The sequence below is a fragment of the Variovorax durovernensis genome (assembly GCF_977011995.1).
Map to the genome: position 1 here is coordinate 1,599,918 of NZ_CDRNCW010000001.1, position 15,188 is coordinate 1,615,105.

The following is a 15,188-nucleotide window of genomic DNA, read 5'->3' on the forward strand; positions in this document are numbered from 1 at the left end:
CAGCCATGGCCGACCAGCAAGCCCAAGATCCCGTCTTCCAGATCCAGCGCGTCTACCTCAAGGACCTGTCGCTCGAACAACCCAATTCGCCCGCCATCCTGCTGGAGCAGGAACAGCCCACCGTCGACATCCAGCTTGGCGTGGACGCCCAGCCCGTGGCCGACGGCATCTTCGAGATCACCGTGTCGGCCACCGTGCAGACCAAGATCCAGGACAAGACCGTGTTCCTGGTCGAAGCCAAGCAAGCCGGCATCTTCGAAATCCGCAACCTGCCCGAAGAGCAGATGGGCGCCATCCTCGGCATCGCCTGCCCGCAAATCGTGTACCCGTACCTGCGCGGCAACGTTGCCGACGTGATCCAGCGTGGCGGCTTCCCGCCCGTGCACCTCGCCGAAATCAACTTCCAGGCGATGTACGAGCAGCAGCAGGCACAGGCCGCCGGCCAGGCCGCGCCCACCCTGGCACAGTAAGCCGGCACGACGCCGCCAACGCCGATGAAGATCTGCGTTCATGGCGCCGGTGCCTGGGGCACGGCGGTAGCTGTCAACGCGGCGGGCCGCCACGAGGTCACGCTCTGGGCCCGCGACGCGGCCCAGGCCGACGCCATTTCGAAGGCGCGAGTAAACACCCGATACCTGCCCGGGCTGGCACTGCCGGCCTCGCTCGCCGTGCGCGCGGGCGACATCGGCCAGGCACGGGCCGGCGCCGACCTCGTCATCGTGGCCACGCCCATGGCCGCCCTGCGCGAACAGCTCGTCGCACTGCGCGGCACGACCGCGCCAGTGGCGTGGCTGTGCAAGGGCGTGGAGCCCGCGCTCGACACCTCTCCCGAATCCTTCGGCCTGTTCGCCCACGAGATATGGGCGCAGGTCGCGCCCGACCTGGCCGCGGGCGTGCTCAGCGGCCCCAGCTTCGCGCAGGAGGTCGCCGAAGGGCGGCCGACCGCGCTGGTGGCCGCCAGCCCCCATGCCGCCGTGCGCGACGCGCTCGTCGAGGCTTTCCACGGACCGGCGCTGCGCGTCTATGCCAACGAGGACATCGTGGGCGTGGAAGTGGGCGGCGCCGTCAAGAACGTGCTGGCCATCGCCACCGGCCTGTGCGACGGCCTCGCGCTCGGGCTCAACGCCCGCGCGGCGCTCATCACGCGCGGCCTCGCCGAAATGACGCGCCTGGGCCTCGCGCTCGGTGCCCGCGCCGAGACCTTCATGGGACTTTCCGGCCTGGGCGACCTGGTGCTGACTTCCACCGGCGACCTGTCGCGCAACCGCAAGGTCGGCTTGCTGCTGGCCCAGGGCCGCACGCTGGCCCAGGCGGTCGATTCGCTGGGCCATGTGGCCGAGGGCGTGTACTGCGCCCGCACCGTGGTGCAGCGCGCGCGCGGCCTCGGCATCGAGATGCCGATCTCCGAGAGCGTGGTTGCGCTGCTCGACGGCCGCGTGGGTCCGCAGGACGCCGTCGCGGCGCTCACTGGTCGCGACCCGGTGCCGGAGTCCGTGCCGCCCGCGCCGTCCCCCCGTCATCCCTCCTGAAAAAAGACTGAAGACAGAAAGAGCCATGAGCCTTCGCTTTGATTTTTCAGCGTCGGCCGTGGCCGCGCTGGCCCGCGCCGATGCCGCTCGTGCGTTGCAAGAAGACGTTGCCGACGGCGACCTGACCGCATCGCTGGTCGATCCCGCCCGCCGAGCCCGCGCCCGCGTGCTGGCGCGCGAATCCGCCGTGGTGTGCGGCGCCCCCTGGGTCGAGGCCACGCTGCGGCAGCTCGACCCCGAGGTGCGCATCGAGTGGCGCTGCGCCGAGGGCGAGCGCTGCGCGGCCGACCAGGTCGTGCTCGAAATCGAAGGCGCGGCGCGCGCGCTGCTGACGGCCGAACGCACCTCGCTCAACTTCCTGCAACTGCTGAGCGCGGTCGCCACCAAGACCGCCCTCTATGCCGACGCGGTGCGCGGCACCCGCGCGCGCATCGTCGACACGCGCAAGACCATTCCGGGCCTGCGCCTGGCGCAGAAGTACGCGGTGCGCACCGGCGGCGGCCTGAACCACCGCATCGGCCTGTACGACGCGGTGCTCATCAAGGAAAACCACATTGCCGCTGCCGGCGGCGTTGCCGCGGCGCTGCGTGCGGTCGCGCCGGTGGCGTCGCAGGCCACTTTCGTCGAGGTCGAGGTGGAGACGCTGGCCCAGCTGCACGAGGCGCTGGAAGCCGGCGCGCGCATGGTGCTGCTCGACAACATGGACCTGCCCACGCTGCGCGAAGCGGTGCGCATCAACGATGCCGTGGGCGACGACCGCAAGGCCGTGCTGGAAATCTCGGGCGGCGTGACGCTCGAAGGCCTGCGCGCTCTGGCCGAGACCGGCGTCGACCGTATTTCCGTCGGCGCATTGACCAAGGACGTGAAAGCCGTCGACTATTCGATGCGCTTTCAGGACAACTGAGCTTCCCCCCATGACGACCGCTTCCGTCATCGACGTCGACTACGAACAACCCGCCGGATCGCAGGCGGGCTCCGTCTGCGACACCCGCCACGCCTGGGCCCGTGTGCCGCCCGAGCCTTCGCCGGACGAGCGCATTGCATTGAAGGAGCGCATCCGCCGCCTGCTGCGCGAACGCAACGCGGTGATGGTGTCGCACTTCTACGTGCACCCCGACCTGCAGGACCTGGCCGAGGAAACCGGCGGCATCGTGAGCGATTCACTCGAAATGGCGCGCTTCGGCCGTGACCATGCCGCGCAAACGCTGGTGGTGTCGGGCGTGCGCTTCATGGGCGAGACCTCGAAGATCCTGTCGCCCGAAAAGCGCGTGCTGATGCCCGACCTGGACGCGAACTGCTCGCTCGACCTGGGCTGCCCGGTGGAGCAGTTCAGCGCCTTCTGCGACCAGCACCCCGACCGCACCGTGGTGGTCTACGCCAACACCAGCGCTGCCGTGAAGGCGCGTGCCGACTGGCTCGTCACCTCGAGCTGCGCGCTCGACGTGGTGAACGCGCTGCACGCGGCGGGCCAAAAGATTCTCTGGGCCCCCGACCGCCACCTGGGCGACTACATCCAGCGCCAGACCGGCGCGGACATGGTGAGCTGGAACGGCGCCTGCATCGTGCACGATGAGTTCAAGGCGCTGGAGCTCGAACTGCTCATGAAGGAGCATCCGAAGGCCAGGGTGCTGGTGCACCCCGAGTCGCCATCGGACGTGATCGCGCTGGCGGATGCGGTGGGCTCGACCTCCGCCATCCTGAACGCCGCCCAGCGCATGGATGCGAGCGAATTCATCGTCGCCACCGACAGCGGCATGCTGCACAAGCTGCGCACGCTGAATCCTGGCAAGACCTTCATCGAAGCACCCACGGCGGGCAACGGCGGCACCTGCAAGAGCTGCGCGCACTGCCCGTGGATGGCGATGAACGGGCTGGTGGAACTGGCGAACGCGCTGGAAACGGGCGCGGGCGAGATCCATGTCGATCCGGCGCTGGGGCTGCGGGCGCGGGTGCCGATCGATCGGATGCTGGCGTTTACGGCGGGGCTGAAGAATGGGCAGGCGCCAGGTAGTTTGGTAGCTGGCATCGGCGCTGCCTGAACCCGACTTGCTCCTTCCCCCTCTGGGGGAAGGTTGGGATGGGGGCTGGCAGAGCGCTTGATGGTGGCGCCGCTTGCCCCCACCCCAGCCCTCCCCCAGAGGGGGAGGGGGAAAGAAAAACCTAGAACTCCACGGTGCAGGAGTCCCCCAGCGCCTCGCGCCACACCCGCACCCTTGCCAGCGACGCCCTCAAATCCGGCAACGCCTCCGCAATGAACACGCAAAGGTTCTCCAGCGTCGGCGGATGCAGCCCTGGCACGTCGTCCAGCAGGTGATGGTCGAGCTGCTCGCGCACGTCTTCCAGGCGCCGGCGCAGCAGCCCCAGGTCGATCACCATGCCCGTCACTGGATCGCGCTCCCCGGCAAGCCATACCTCCGCGTGGTACGTGTGGCCGTGGATACGGCGGCTGCCTTCGACTTCGATCTCCCGCTTCAGCGTGTGAGCGGCGTCGAAGAAAAAGCGTTGGCTGATGGTGAAGCGCATCGTCAAAAAAGAAACTCGGAGAAAAAAAGAGGCGGCCGCTTCAGCGGATGCCGGTGATCTTGTGGGTCTGCACGCTGAGCCGCCATGCGGGCTGCTTCATGCATTCGGCAATGCAAAGCTCGGTGTTCGCGCCCCGGTCGGGCCCGTCCATCGGCTGCAGGAAGCGGTGCGTGAATTCGCCCGTGCGTGCCATCGTGTCGAGGTCGAACTCGGCCTGCGGCCACACCAGCTTCAGTTCCTGGCCGCGCTGCTGCACCCACGGCGCGCCGGCCTTGGGGCTGATGCACAGCCAGTCGATGCCCTCGGGCGCCTCGACCGTGCCGTTGCTCTCCACCGCGATGCGAAAGCGCCGAGCATGCAATGCATCGACCAGCGCCGCATCGACCTGCAGCAGCGGTTCGCCGCCGGTGAGGACCACCAGCCGGTGATCGGCGTCGCCGGCGGGCCATTGCGCGGCGATGGTGTCGGCCAGCAGGTCGGCGGTCTTGAACTTGCCGCCCAGCGTGCCGTCGGTGCCGACGAAATCGGTGTCGCAGAAGCGGCAGACGGCGGACGCCCGGTCTTCCTCGCGGCCGCTCCATAGGTTGCAGCCGGCAAAGCGGCAGAACACGGCCGGCATGCCGGCCTGGCCGCCTTCGCCCTGCAGGGTGTAGAAGATTTCCTTGACGCTGTAGCTCATGGCGTTGCGAAAGCCTCGATCTCCAGGTTGTCGATCAGCCGCGTGCTGCCAAGGCGCGCCGCGGCCAGTGCCACGAGCGGTTCCCCGGCGGACGGCGCCTGCAGGTCGGCACGGCGCCGCAGCACAAGATAGTCCGGTTGCCAGCCGCGCTGCGCCAGCGACTGCATTGCCCGCGCTTCTATCGCGGCCAAATCGCGCTCCCCCTCGCGCACCGCCTCGGCCATGGCCCGCAGCGCCTTCGACAGCTGCACGGCCTCCGCGCGCTCGTCCTTGCTCAGGTAGCCGTTGCGCGACGACAGCGCCAGCCCGTCGTCGGCGCGGAAGGTCTCGCCGCCCACGATCTCGATGGGCAGCGCGAACTGCCGCACCATGTGGCGGATCACCATCAGCTGCTGGTAGTCCTTCTTGCCGAACACCGCCACGCGCGGCTGCACGCACTGGAAGAGCTTCATCACCACCGTGCACACGCCGATGAAGAAGCCGGGGCGAAAGTGCCCTTCGAGGATGTCGGCCAGCGCCGGGTCGGGGTGCACCTTGCAGGTCTGGGGCTCCGGGTACAGCACCTTCTCGGTGGGGGCGAACAGCACGTCGCAGCCGGCGGCGCGCAGCTTCTCGCAGTCGCTGTCCCAGGTGCGCGGGTAGGTGTCGAAGTCTTCGTGCGGCAGGAACTGCAGCCGGTTGACGAAGATGCTGGCGACCGTGGCGTCGCCCAGCGGCCTGGCCTGCTTCACCAGCGCGATGTGGCCGTCGTGCAGGTTGCCCATGGTGGGCACGAAGGCGGGGCGCTTGCTGGCGGACAGGCGGCCGCGCAGTTCTTCGATGGTGTGTGCGATGTACATGGAAGCGGTTTCCTTTACCAGGCGTGGAGTCGGTCGTCGGGGAAGCTGCCGTCCTTGACGGCCTGCACATAGGCCTTCAGCGCGGGCAGCACGCCCGGCGCATCGGCCATGAAATTGCGCACGAACTTCGGCATCTTTGCGAGGTTGATGCCCAGCATGTCGTGCAACACCAGCACCTGCCCGGCGGTGGCCCTGCCGGCGCCGATGCCGATGGTGGCGCAGTGCTTGAGCTCGGCGGTGAGTTCGGCGGCCAGCGCGGCCGGCACCATCTCGAGGACCAGCATTGCCGCACCAGCTTCCTGCAGCGCATGGGCCTGCTGCTTCAGCAGCGCGCCGGCGGCGTCGCCCTTGCCCTGCACGCGGTAGCCGCCCAGCGCGTGCACCGTCTGCGGTGTCAGGCCGAGGTGGGCGCACACCGGAATGCCGCGCTCGACCAGGAAGCGCACCGTGTCGGCGGTCCAGCCGCCGCCTTCGAGCTTGACCATGTGCGCGCCGGCCTGCATCAGCACGGTGGCGCTGCGCAGCGCCTGTTCGCGCGACTCCTGGTAGCTGCCGAAGGGCAGGTCGGCAATCAGCCAGGCCGTGCCCTGCACGCGGCGCAGGCCGCGCGAGACGCTGTCGGTGTGATAGCGCATGGCCTCCAGGCTCACGCCCACCGTGCTGCTCAGGCCCTGGCAGACCATGCCTAGCGAATCGCCGACCAGCAGGCAGTCGATGCCTGCCGCGTCGGCCATGGCCGCGAAGGTGGCGTCGTAGGCCGTGAGCATCGCGATCTTCTCGCCGCGCGCGTGCATGTCGGCCAGGCGCGGCAGGCTCACCGGCTTGCGCAATGCGGGCGGGGAGGCCGGCGGCAGCGTGCCGTAGGGCGAGGCCGGTGGCGTTTCGTTGGTGGGTGTGGTGTTCGACATGGTTGGGTTTCTCCCTGCGGGCGTCGGTGGCCGGGCATCCTTGAGTGAAGAAAACGAAGCGGGTGGGTCTAACGGTCGGCCGGAGGCGCCAGCACCGTGGGTGCTGCGCGCTCGGCGAGCGAGGGGTAGTCGCGGCTGAAATGCAGGCCACGGCTCTCGTGGCGGGCCTGCGCGGAGCGCACGATCAGCTCGGCCACCTGTACCAGGTTGCGCAGCTCGAGCAGGTCGCGCGTGACGTGGAAGTTCGCATAGAACTCGTGGATCTCGGCCTGCAGCAGCGCGATGCGGTGGCTCGCGCGCTCCAGGCGCTTGTTGGTGCGCACGATGCCGACGTAGTCCCACATGAAGCGGCGCAGCTCGTCCCAGTTGTGCGAGATGACCACGGCCTCGTCGGCGTCGCTGACGCGGCTGTCGTCCCAGGCCGGCAGTTCGGCGCGCTCGCGCACCGGTGCCGAGGCGATGGCACCGGCGGCCGCGCGCGCGAACACCATGCATTCGACCAGCGAGTTGCTGGCCAGCCGGTTGGCGCCGTGCAGGCCGGTGCAGGCGGTCTCGCCGATGGCATAGAGGCCGGGCACGTCGGTGCGCCCGCTCAGGTCGCCGAGCACGCCGCCGCAGGTGTAGTGCGCGGCCGGCACCACGGGAATGGGCTCGCGCGTGATGTCGATGCCCAGCTCCGCGCAGCGCGCAAGGATGTTGGGGAAGTGCTCCTTCAGGAATGCCGCCGGCTGGTGCGAGATGTCGAGGTACACGCAGTCCAGGCCGTGCTTCTTCATCTCGAAGTCGATGGCGCGGGCCACGACGTCGCGCGGCGCGAGCTCGGCGCGTTCGTCGTGCTTGGGCATGAAGCGGGTGCCGTCGGGCAACTTGAGCAGCCCGCCTTCGCCGCGCACCGCCTCGCTGATCAGGAAAGACTTGGCGTGCGGGTGGTACAGGCAGGTCGGGTGGAACTGGATGAACTCCATGTTCGACACCCGGCAGCCCGCGCGCCACGCGGCTGCAATGCCGTCGCCGGTGGCGGTGTCGGGGTTGGTGGTGTACAGGTACACCTTGCCTGCTCCGCCGGTGGCCAGGATGGTGTGCGGCGCACGGAAGGCCAGCACCTCGTCGGTCTGGTCGTCGAGCGCGTAAAGGCCCTGGCAGGCCGGGTCGGCGAACCCGAGCTTGCGGCCGGTGATCAGGTCGACCAGCGTGTGGTGCTCGAACAGCGTGATGTTCGGCGTGCGGCGCACCCGCTCGATCAGCACCTGCTGTACTGCCGCGCCAGTGGCGTCGGTCACGTGCACGATGCGGCGCTGGCTGTGGCCGCCTTCGCGGGTCAGGTGCAGGCCGCCATCTTCTTCCGAGAATGGCACGCCCAGTTCGCGCAGCCAGCCGATGGCCTCGGGCGCGTGCTCGACCACGAAGCGCGTGGCCTCGACATCGCACAGGCCGGCGCCGGCCACCAGCGTGTCTTCCACGTGCGCGTCGAAGCTGTCGCCCGCCGCCAGCACCGCGGCGATGCCGCCCTGCGCCCAGGCGCTGGAGCCGTCGTTCAGCGCGCGCTTGGTCAGCACGGCCACGCGGTGCGTGGGCGCCAGGTGCAGCGCGGCCGAGAGGCCGGCCAGGCCGCTGCCGACGATGAGGACGTCGAAGTCGCGCGCAGACTGGGGGTGAGCCATCGTTAAGTTGGCGAGTAGGCCAGCCTGACGTAGATGGGAGCAAAGGCCTCGGCCTGCGTGATGTCGATCAGCGTTTCCTTCGCGAGCTCCAGCATCGCGATGAAGGTGACGATCAGCACCGGCGCGCCGCGCGACACGTCGAACAGCTTCTCGAACTCCACGAAGCGCTGCCCCTGCAGGTGGCGCAGCACGATGCTCATGTGCTCGCGCACGTTGAGCTCCTCGCGCGAGATCTTGTGGTGCTGCACGAGCTTGGCGCGCTTCATGATGTCGGCCCAGGCGTCGCGCAGCTCGGCCACGTCGACGTCGGGGAAGCGCGGCTTCAGCGACTGCTCGATGTAGACCTGCCCCTTCCAGAAGTCGCGGCCGTAGGTCGGCATGGCGCTGATGGCGGCGGCCTGCAGCTTGGTCTGCTCGTATTCGAGCAGGCGGCGAACCAGTTCGGCACGGGGGTCTTCGGCTTCCTCGCCGTCGGCCACCTTCTTGGGCGGCAGCAGCATGCGCGACTTGATCTCGATCAGCATCGCGGCCATCAGCAAATATTCGGCCGCGAGTTCGAGATTCGTCTGGCGGATCTCGTCGACGTAGCTCAGGTACTGCCGCGTGAGCCCCGCCATCGGGATGTCGAGGATGTTGAAGTTCTGCTTGCGGATCAGGTAAAGCAGCAAGTCCAGCGGGCCTTCGAAGGCCTCGAGGAACACCTGCAGCGCCTCGGGCGGGATGTACAGGTCCTTCGGCATCGCGAACAGCGGCTCGCCATAGAGCCTCGCGAGCGCGACCTGGTCGACCACGTCCGGCATGGCGACCACCAGCGTGCCGTTGTCCTCGTCTCCGTTCATCGGTCGATCGCTATCATTTCAATAGCTGTCGGCGCAATGCGGGCGGGCGTTGGATGCCAATTTGGCGTCACCGATGAGTTACTTGGGCTGGGTCTGGTAGACGTACGGCTGCATCGGAACGCGGGCTTCGCTGTATTCCTCGAGCAGGCTGCGGTCGAGGTGCTTGTCCCACAGCAGGGCGCGGCCGGCACGCTGTTCGGCTTCCAGCGTTGGCTTCTTTTCCTTCATCTCTTCGATGAAGTTGGTGATCTCGGAAGAGTAGTGGGGGCGGCGGAAGATGGACATAGACTGGACCTTTATGGCGCGAATTTTACCGGGGACGGCATGAAGCATCGGAGAGGATGGCGGATCGGCATGGCATCGGCGTTGCTGGCGGCCGTATTGGGGCTCGCGGCTTGCGACTCGAAGAACATCAGCGAACTCGAGGAAGGCGTTTCCACCGAAGCCGACGTGCGCGCCCGTTTCGGCGAGCCCGAGAACATCTGGGACGGCCCGAACCGCGGCCGCATCTTCGAATACAACCGCCAGCCACAGGGCCAGAAGAACTACATGATCACGATCGGCACGGACGGCAAGATGAGCGCGCTGCGCCAGGTGCTGACGCCCGAGAATTTCGCCAGGGTGCAGCCCGGCATGATGATGGAAGACCTGCGCAAGATGCTCGGCAAGCCCGCCAAGGTCACGCCCTATGCGCTCAGGCGCGAGACCGAATGGGAATGGCGCTGGGTGCAGCCGCCGAACTCGTCCATGGTCTTCACCGCCACTCTTAACGACGACCAGCGCGTGGTGCGCAGCGGCTCGTCGCCCGACCGGGGCACCGAGGCGCCCTGATCCCCAAGGCAGCCTCAGGCGCCGTGCGCCGCGGCGGGCCGGCCTGTCACCAGTTCCTCCGCGAAGCCGGAGCGCTCGATCACCTCGCGCGGCTGAGGCTGCAGCGACTCGATGCGCAGCAGCCCGCCGCGCGCCAGCACCGCGCGGTGCAACTGCCGCAGCGCGTCGACGCCCGTGGCGTCCAGATAGATCAGGTGCGTGGCGTCGAGCACCACCGTCATGCCGCGCGGCGCGCGCTCGGCGGCGTTCACCGCCTCGTCCAGCTTGGCCGCCGCGCCGAAGAACAGCGCGCCGTAGATGCGGTAGGTCAGCACCGGCGGCTGCAGCGTCACCAGCTCCACGCTGAACAGCCCGCTCATGCGCCGGATGAACAGCGCGCAAGCAAGCACGATGCCGACCTGCACCGCCACCGTCAGGTCGAACACCACCGTGAGGAAGAAGGTGCCGAGCATCAGCAGCCGGTAGTGCCGGCTGAAATGCCGCAGCTGCGTTGGCGTGAACTCGCGCCACTCGCCCATGTTCAGCCCCACGAACACCAGGATGCCCGCCAGCACCGCGAGCGGCACATGGCGCGCTAGCGGCGCGGCCAGCAGCACCACCAGCAGCAAGGTCAGCGCATGCACCATGCCCGCGATAGGCGAAGTGCCGCCCGAGCGGATGTTGGTGACGGTGCGCGCGATGGTGCCCGTGGCCGGCATGCCGCCGAAGAAAGGCGTGACCACGTTCGCGATGCCTTGCGCCATCAGTTCCTGGTTCGGGTCGTGCCGGGGCTGCCCGCTGATCTGGTCGGACACGCGCGCGCACAGCAGCGATTCGATGGCGCCGAGCAGCGCGATGGTCAGCGTGGGCGTGACCAGCTGCTTCACCGTCTCCCATGAAAAGTCTGGCAGCGCGAAGGCCGGCACGCCTTCGGGAATGCCGCCGAAGCGCGTGCCGATGGTTTCCACCGGCAGCTCGAAGCCCCAGGACACCAGCGTGAGCGTGACCAGCGCCACGATCGGCCCCGGCATGCGCGCGCCCACCTGCACGGCCCGCGTGCGCGCCACGCGGCCGCCGACGCGCAGCACCGCGGCTCCGATCTTCGATTCGGCGCGCAGCAGCAGCGGCCACAGCAGCAGGCCCGCCACGCAAGCCACGCCCAGCGCGAAGGCGTAAGGGTTGAAGGTGCCGATCTGCAGCGCCATTGCGTGCAGCTGCGAAAACACGTCGGCCGGCATCTTCGCCACCGTCAGGCCGAGCAGGTCTTTGAGTTGCGACAGCAGGATCAGCACCGCGATGCCGTTGGTGAAACCCACCACGATCGACAGCGGCACGAAGCGCACCAGCCGCCCCAGCCCGAAGAGCCCCGCCATGAACAGCAGCACGCCCGCGCAGGCGGTGGAGATCAGCAGGTTGGCCACGCCATAGCGCTCGACGATGCCGTAGACGATCACGATGAACGCGCCCGCCGGCCCGCCGATCTGCACCGCCGAGCCGCCCAGCAGAGAAATCAGGAAGCCCGCGATGATCGCCGTCCAGATGCCGGCCTCTGGCTTGAGCCCCGACGCGATGGCGAAGGCCATTGCCAGCGGCAGCGCCACGATGCCGACCGTCGCGCCCGCGCCCAGGTCCTTGAAGAAACGCGCGCGGTTGTAGTCCGTGAGCGCGTCCATCAGGCGTGGACGAAAGCGGTGGAGGTTCAGCGGGGAATGCATGGGCCCGCCGATTGTGGCCCGCGCGCCGCCGCGCCTCGAATTGACCCCGTCCCGCTTGGGAATCAGCGCACGCGCATGCCCGGCGTCGCGCCCGGCCACGGCTCCAGCACGTGGATGCCGGGGTGGGCCTTTTCGTCGCCGTGGCTCGCGGCCAGCACCATGCCTTCGCTGATGCCGAACTTCATCTTGCGCGGCGCGAGGTTGGCGACCAGCACCGTGAGCTTGCCCACGAGCTGCTCGGGCTGGTAGGCGGAGGCGATGCCGCTGAACACGTTACGGGTCTTGCCTTCGCCCGCGTCGAGCGTCAGGCGCAGCAGCTTGGTCGAGCCCTCGACCTTCTCGCAGGCCACGATCTTCGCGATGCGCAGGTCGATCTTCGCGAAGTCGTCGATGGTGATGGTGGGCGCGATGGCTTCGCCGCCGGGCAGCTCCTGCGATTCCGTCGCGGCGGCGGGTGCTGCTGCGGGCGCCTCGGGTGCGTCGAACAGCTTGTCGACCTGCTTGGGGTCGGCGCGCTGCATCAGGTGCTTGTAGTCGCCGATGGCGTGGCCCGCGGGCAGCGACTGCGCCGCATCGGCCCAGACCAGCGGCGAGGTGTTGAGGAAAGCCTCGACGTTCAGGGCCAGCGCCGGCAGCACCGGCTTCAGGTACAGCGTGAGCAGGCGGAAGGCCTCGATGCACACGGTGCACACGTCGTGCAGGCGCGCCTCGGCGCCTTCCTTCTTGGCCAACTCCCAGGGCTTGTTCTGGTCGACGTATTCGTTCACCTTGTCGGCCAGCGCCATCACCTCGCGCAGGGCGCGGGCGTAGTCGCGGCCGTCGTACAGCGTGTGGATCTGGGTGGCCGCGTCGCGCAGCGTGAACAGCAGCGCGTCGCCGTCGGCCGACACCTCGCCCAGCTTGCCGCCGAAGCGCTTGCCGATGAAGCCCGCGGCGCGGCTCGCGATGTTGATGTACTTGCCCACGAGGTCGCTGTTGACACGCGCCACGAAGTCCTCGGGGTTGAAGTCGATGTCTTCGTTGCGGCCGTTGAGCTTGGCGGCGATGTAGTAGCGCAGCCATTCGGGGTCGAGCCCGATCGACAGATACTTGAGCGGGTCGATGCCGGTGCCGCGGCTCTTGCTCATCTTCTCGCCGCTCACTGTCAGGTGGCCGTGCACGTACACGGCATCGGGCGCCTTGCGGCCGCTGAAGTGCAGCATCGCGGGCCAGAACAGCGTGTGGAAGGTGATGATGTCCTTGCCGATGAAGTGCACCTGCTCCAGGTCGGGGTCGGCCATGTACTCGGTGTACGAGATGCCGTCGCCGCCGAGTTCGATGCAGCGCTTGTCCAGCAGGTTCTTCAGCGATGCCAGGTAGCCCACGGGAGCGTCGAGCCACACGTAGAAGTACTTGCCCGGCGCGTCGGGGATCTCGATGCCGAAGTAGGGCGCGTCGCGGCTGATGTCCCAGTCGCCGAGGCCGCCCTTGCCCTCGTCGTCCTTGTAGAGCCATTCGCGGATCTTGTTCTGCACCTCGGACTGCACGTGGCCGGGCGCGGCGGTCCATTCCTTCAGGTAGGCCTCGCAGCGCGGGTCGGAGAGCTTGAAGAAGAAGTGCTCCGAGCTGCGCAGTTCGGGCTTGGCGCCCGACAGGGCCGAGTAGGGGTTGATCAGCTCGGTGGGCGCGTACACGGCGCCGCACACCTCGCAGTTGTCGCCGTACTGGTCCTTCGAGTGGCAGTTGGGGCACTCGCCCTTGATGAAGCGGTCGGCCAGGAACATGCCCTTTTCAGGGTCGTAGAACTGCTCGACGCTCTTGGTGCTGATGAGGCCGTTGGCCCGCAGGTCGCGGTAGATGTCCTGCGCGAGCTGGTGGTTCTCGGGCGCGTCGGTCGAGTGCCAGTTGTCGAAGGAGATGTAGTAGCCGTCGAGGTAGGGCTTGCGGCCCGCGGCGATTTCGGCCACGAAGGCCTGCGGCGTCACGCCGGCCTTGTCGGCCGCGATGGTGATGGCCGCGCCGTGCGCGTCGTCGGCGCAGACGAAGTTGACCTCGGCGCCGTTCATTCGCTGGTTCCGCACCCAGATGTCGGCCTGGATGTATTCCATCATGTGGCCGATATGGAACTTGCCGTTGGCGTACGGCAGGGCGGTGGTAACGAAGAGCTTGCGCGGGGCGGACATCGGGAAGGGCGCTTTCGGAGTGGCTGACGGGGAACCGGGCATTTTAGGTGGCCGCGTCCGCCCATGGGTTTGATGGCAGCATCGCCCCCATGCCGCATGCCTTCGAACTTGCCGACTACGTCGCCGGATTCGCCGCCTCGCCCCTCGCTCCCTGGGCCGCTTCGCTCCCCTGGGAACTGCCGCCGCAAGCGCCCGAAATCGTTCGCCGCCTGCTGGCCGGCCTGCCCGCCAACGAATACGCCATCGACGGCGAGGTGGCCGTGCACCGCAGCGCGACGGTCGAGCCCGGCGCGGTGCTCAAGGGGCCGCTGATCCTCGGGGCCGGCTGCTTCGTGGCCGCCGGGGCGTACCTGCGCGGCGGCAACTGGGTCGACGCGCGCTGCAGCATCGGGCCGGGCGTGGAGCTGAAATCGTCCTTCGTGTTTGCGGGCGCGGCGCTCGCGCACTTCAACTTCGTCGGCGATTCGGTCGTGGGCGCGGGTGTCAACATGGAAGCGGGAAGCATCGTCTGCAACCACCGCAACGAGCGGGCGGACAAGCAGGTCTTCGTGCGAAGCGGCAAGGGCGGGGCGCTGCTGGGTACGGGCTGCGAGAAGTTCGGTGCTCTCATCGGAGACGGCGTGCGCATCGGCGCCAACGCGGTCATTGCGCCCGGTGCGCTGTTGCTGCCCGGCAGCGTTGTCGGCCGCGCTTCGCTGCTCGATCAGGAGGTGCCCGACGACTCGCGATGAGCTGAAAAATCGGTCAAATCCGCATGGCATCATTTCCACTCCAAAACACAGGGAGGATTCGATGCACAGTGCTAAGTCATTTGGTTTCAAGGCGATTCTGGGCGCGGTATTTGCAGCCGCGGCGACCACCAGCGCCATCGCCGCTGCACCATCTTTTGCCGATTGCTTCAAGCTGAAGCCCGGCGTGAGCTACACGTTGAGCGACCGCTCGAAGATCCAGATCGTCAAGGCCCAGTTCGCGGGCAAGGCGGCCATGAGCGTGGTGAGCACCGACGGCGGCGTCAAGACCGCGAAGTTCTTCGATGAAACCGGCCGCCAGCGGCTGGGTTCCGAGCAATACGGCGTCGCGGCCCTGGGCGGCAACGCGAGCAAGATCGTCATCAAGGAAGTCTTCTCGGCACCGTTTCCCGAGGTTCCGGCCGACGTCAAGCCGGGCGGCACTTTCAAGCTGGCCGGCAAGGGCGTGAAGACGACGAGCGCGGGCAACGAGGCCTTCGACTTCGGGAACAGGTACCAGTCCGAGCATGTCTTCGTGGGCTTCGAGAACCTGGAGCTGAAGCCGAACTACAACGCTCGCACTTTCGAAAACGTCTGCCATGTGCGCTCGCGCGGCGAGGACAACTCGGTCGACTCCTGGTACGCGCCTGAGTACGGTGTCATCAAGATGCAGGTGAAGACCGCCAAGGGCGATTCGCTCTTCAGCTACGAACTCGACGGCCTGGAAGAACGCTGAGGCGTGAAAGGGATGCCGACTGGGAAATCAGCCGCGCATCCCCCGGGGCATAAGGCTTT

At 67.9% G+C, this 15,188-nt stretch carries 16 protein-coding genes; 7 read left to right on the plus strand and 9 right to left on the minus strand.

Annotated features, from left to right (window positions below):
• Window positions 1-5 precede the first annotated feature (5 nt).
• From secB to nadA, 4 genes are read left to right on the plus strand one after another with little or no spacing between them, the layout of a single operon-like run.
• A complete protein-coding gene (secB, locus tag ACWV14_RS07610; protein WP_339092078.1) occupies window positions 6-470 on the plus strand; it encodes a protein-export chaperone SecB in 465 nt (154 codons plus the stop codon).
• Between the two features lie 24 nt (window positions 471-494).
• On the plus strand, window positions 495-1,529 hold the full coding sequence (locus ACWV14_RS07615; protein WP_454907481.1) for an NAD(P)H-dependent glycerol-3-phosphate dehydrogenase: 1,035 nt from the start codon (window positions 495-497) through the stop codon (window positions 1,527-1,529).
• A gap of 25 nt (window positions 1,530-1,554) precedes the next feature.
• The gene (nadC, locus tag ACWV14_RS07620) at window positions 1,555-2,433 is read left to right on the plus strand and encodes a carboxylating nicotinate-nucleotide diphosphorylase (RefSeq protein WP_454907480.1); all 879 of its coding nucleotides are present in this window, start codon (window positions 1,555-1,557) and stop codon (window positions 2,431-2,433) included.
• A 10-nt stretch (window positions 2,434-2,443) separates the two neighbouring features.
• Window positions 2,444-3,568 carry a quinolinate synthase NadA gene (gene nadA, locus ACWV14_RS07625; protein ID WP_454907479.1) on the plus strand — a complete coding sequence of 375 codons (1,125 nt, stop codon included), beginning with the start codon at window positions 2,444-2,446 and terminating at the stop codon, window positions 3,566-3,568.
• Between the two features lie 121 nt (window positions 3,569-3,689).
• On the opposite strand, the gene ACWV14_RS07630 is transcribed toward nadA, so the two are convergent.
• From ACWV14_RS07630 to ACWV14_RS07660, 7 genes are all read right to left on the minus strand, one after another.
• Window positions 3,690-4,052: a 6-pyruvoyl trahydropterin synthase family protein gene (locus tag ACWV14_RS07630; protein WP_056578341.1), complete on the minus strand. Its 363-nt coding sequence runs from the start codon at window positions 4,050-4,052 to the stop codon at window positions 3,690-3,692.
• 40 nt (window positions 4,053-4,092) lie between these two features.
• Window positions 4,093-4,731 carry a 7-carboxy-7-deazaguanine synthase gene (gene queE / locus ACWV14_RS07635; RefSeq protein WP_454907478.1) on the minus strand — a complete coding sequence of 213 codons (639 nt, stop codon included), beginning with the start codon at window positions 4,729-4,731 and terminating at the stop codon, window positions 4,093-4,095.
• The gene (panC, locus tag ACWV14_RS07640) at window positions 4,728-5,570 is read right to left on the minus strand and encodes a pantoate--beta-alanine ligase (protein WP_454907477.1); all 843 of its coding nucleotides are present in this window, start codon (window positions 5,568-5,570) and stop codon (window positions 4,728-4,730) included. Before panC ends, queE begins: the two co-directional genes overlap by 4 nt.
• A 14-nt stretch (window positions 5,571-5,584) precedes the next feature.
• Window positions 5,585-6,478 carry a 3-methyl-2-oxobutanoate hydroxymethyltransferase gene (panB, locus tag ACWV14_RS07645; protein WP_454907476.1) on the minus strand — a complete coding sequence of 298 codons (894 nt, stop codon included), beginning with the start codon at window positions 6,476-6,478 and terminating at the stop codon, window positions 5,585-5,587.
• A gap of 68 nt (window positions 6,479-6,546) precedes the next feature.
• Window positions 6,547-8,139, minus strand: coding sequence for an L-aspartate oxidase (gene nadB / locus ACWV14_RS07650; RefSeq protein WP_454907475.1), 1,593 nt, complete (start codon window positions 8,137-8,139; stop codon window positions 6,547-6,549).
• 2 nt (window positions 8,140-8,141) lie between these two features.
• Window positions 8,142-8,978, minus strand: a complete 837-nt coding sequence (locus ACWV14_RS07655) for a segregation and condensation protein A (protein WP_422085332.1) — start codon at window positions 8,976-8,978, stop codon at window positions 8,142-8,144.
• Between the two features lie 78 nt (window positions 8,979-9,056).
• Window positions 9,057-9,263, minus strand: coding sequence for a DUF3460 family protein (locus ACWV14_RS07660; protein WP_081265980.1), 207 nt, complete (start codon window positions 9,261-9,263; stop codon window positions 9,057-9,059).
• 69 nt (window positions 9,264-9,332) lie between these two features.
• Here ACWV14_RS07660 and ACWV14_RS07665 point away from each other — a divergent pair, with 69 nt between their 5' ends.
• Window positions 9,333-9,809, plus strand: a complete 477-nt coding sequence (locus tag ACWV14_RS07665) for an outer membrane protein assembly factor BamE (protein ID WP_454907474.1) — start codon at window positions 9,333-9,335, stop codon at window positions 9,807-9,809.
• Between the two features lie 14 nt (window positions 9,810-9,823).
• Here ACWV14_RS07665 and ACWV14_RS07670 read toward each other — a convergent pair whose 3' ends face one another.
• The gene (locus ACWV14_RS07670; protein ID WP_454907473.1) at window positions 9,824-11,503 is read right to left on the minus strand and encodes a SulP family inorganic anion transporter; all 1,680 of its coding nucleotides are present in this window, start codon (window positions 11,501-11,503) and stop codon (window positions 9,824-9,826) included.
• 62 nt (window positions 11,504-11,565) lie between these two features.
• On the minus strand, window positions 11,566-13,665 hold the full coding sequence (gene metG / locus ACWV14_RS07675; protein ID WP_454907472.1) for a methionine--tRNA ligase: 2,100 nt from the start codon (window positions 13,663-13,665) through the stop codon (window positions 11,566-11,568).
• An 89-nt stretch (window positions 13,666-13,754) separates the two neighbouring features.
• Here metG and ACWV14_RS07680 point away from each other — a divergent pair, with 89 nt between their 5' ends.
• Together ACWV14_RS07680 and ACWV14_RS07685 are read left to right on the plus strand one after the other, a co-directional pair.
• Complete coding sequence (locus tag ACWV14_RS07680) at window positions 13,755-14,396, plus strand: LpxA family transferase (protein ID WP_454907471.1); 642 nt, start codon at window positions 13,755-13,757, stop codon at window positions 14,394-14,396.
• Window positions 14,397-14,457: 61 nt separating this feature from the next.
• On the plus strand, window positions 14,458-15,129 hold the full coding sequence (locus ACWV14_RS07685) for a hypothetical protein (RefSeq protein WP_454907470.1): 672 nt from the start codon (window positions 14,458-14,460) through the stop codon (window positions 15,127-15,129).
• Window positions 15,130-15,188: the final 59 nt, after the last annotated feature.

Bases quoted from the DNA above. Each gene is read 5' to 3' on its own strand.
- nadA (WP_454907479.1), top strand. From the start codon at position 2,444: ATGACGACCGCTTCCGTCATCGACGTCGACTACGAACAACCCGCCGGA.
- ACWV14_RS07615 (WP_454907481.1), top strand. From the start codon at position 495: ATGAAGATCTGCGTTCATGGCGCCGGTGCCTGGGGCACGGCGGTAGCT.
- queE (WP_454907478.1), bottom strand. From the start codon at position 4,731: ATGAGCTACAGCGTCAAGGAAATCTTCTACACCCTGCAGGGCGAAGGC.
- metG (WP_454907472.1), bottom strand. From the start codon at position 13,665: ATGTCCGCCCCGCGCAAGCTCTTCGTTACCACCGCCCTGCCGTACGCC.
- ACWV14_RS07680 (WP_454907471.1), top strand. From the start codon at position 13,755: ATGCCGCATGCCTTCGAACTTGCCGACTACGTCGCCGGATTCGCCGCC.
- nadC (WP_454907480.1), top strand. From the start codon at position 1,555: ATGAGCCTTCGCTTTGATTTTTCAGCGTCGGCCGTGGCCGCGCTGGCC.
- nadB (WP_454907475.1), bottom strand. From the start codon at position 8,139: ATGGCTCACCCCCAGTCTGCGCGCGACTTCGACGTCCTCATCGTCGGC.
- ACWV14_RS07665 (WP_454907474.1), top strand. From the start codon at position 9,333: ATGGCATCGGCGTTGCTGGCGGCCGTATTGGGGCTCGCGGCTTGCGAC.
- ACWV14_RS07660 (WP_081265980.1), bottom strand. From the start codon at position 9,263: ATGTCCATCTTCCGCCGCCCCCACTACTCTTCCGAGATCACCAACTTC.
- panB (WP_454907476.1), bottom strand. From the start codon at position 6,478: ATGTCGAACACCACACCCACCAACGAAACGCCACCGGCCTCGCCCTAC.
- secB (WP_339092078.1), top strand. From the start codon at position 6: ATGGCCGACCAGCAAGCCCAAGATCCCGTCTTCCAGATCCAGCGCGTC.
- ACWV14_RS07685 (WP_454907470.1), top strand. From the start codon at position 14,458: ATGCACAGTGCTAAGTCATTTGGTTTCAAGGCGATTCTGGGCGCGGTA.
- panC (WP_454907477.1), bottom strand. From the start codon at position 5,570: ATGTACATCGCACACACCATCGAAGAACTGCGCGGCCGCCTGTCCGCC.
- ACWV14_RS07630 (WP_056578341.1), bottom strand. From the start codon at position 4,052: ATGCGCTTCACCATCAGCCAACGCTTTTTCTTCGACGCCGCTCACACG.
- ACWV14_RS07655 (WP_422085332.1), bottom strand. From the start codon at position 8,978: ATGAACGGAGACGAGGACAACGGCACGCTGGTGGTCGCCATGCCGGAC.
- ACWV14_RS07670 (WP_454907473.1), bottom strand. From the start codon at position 11,503: ATGCATTCCCCGCTGAACCTCCACCGCTTTCGTCCACGCCTGATGGAC.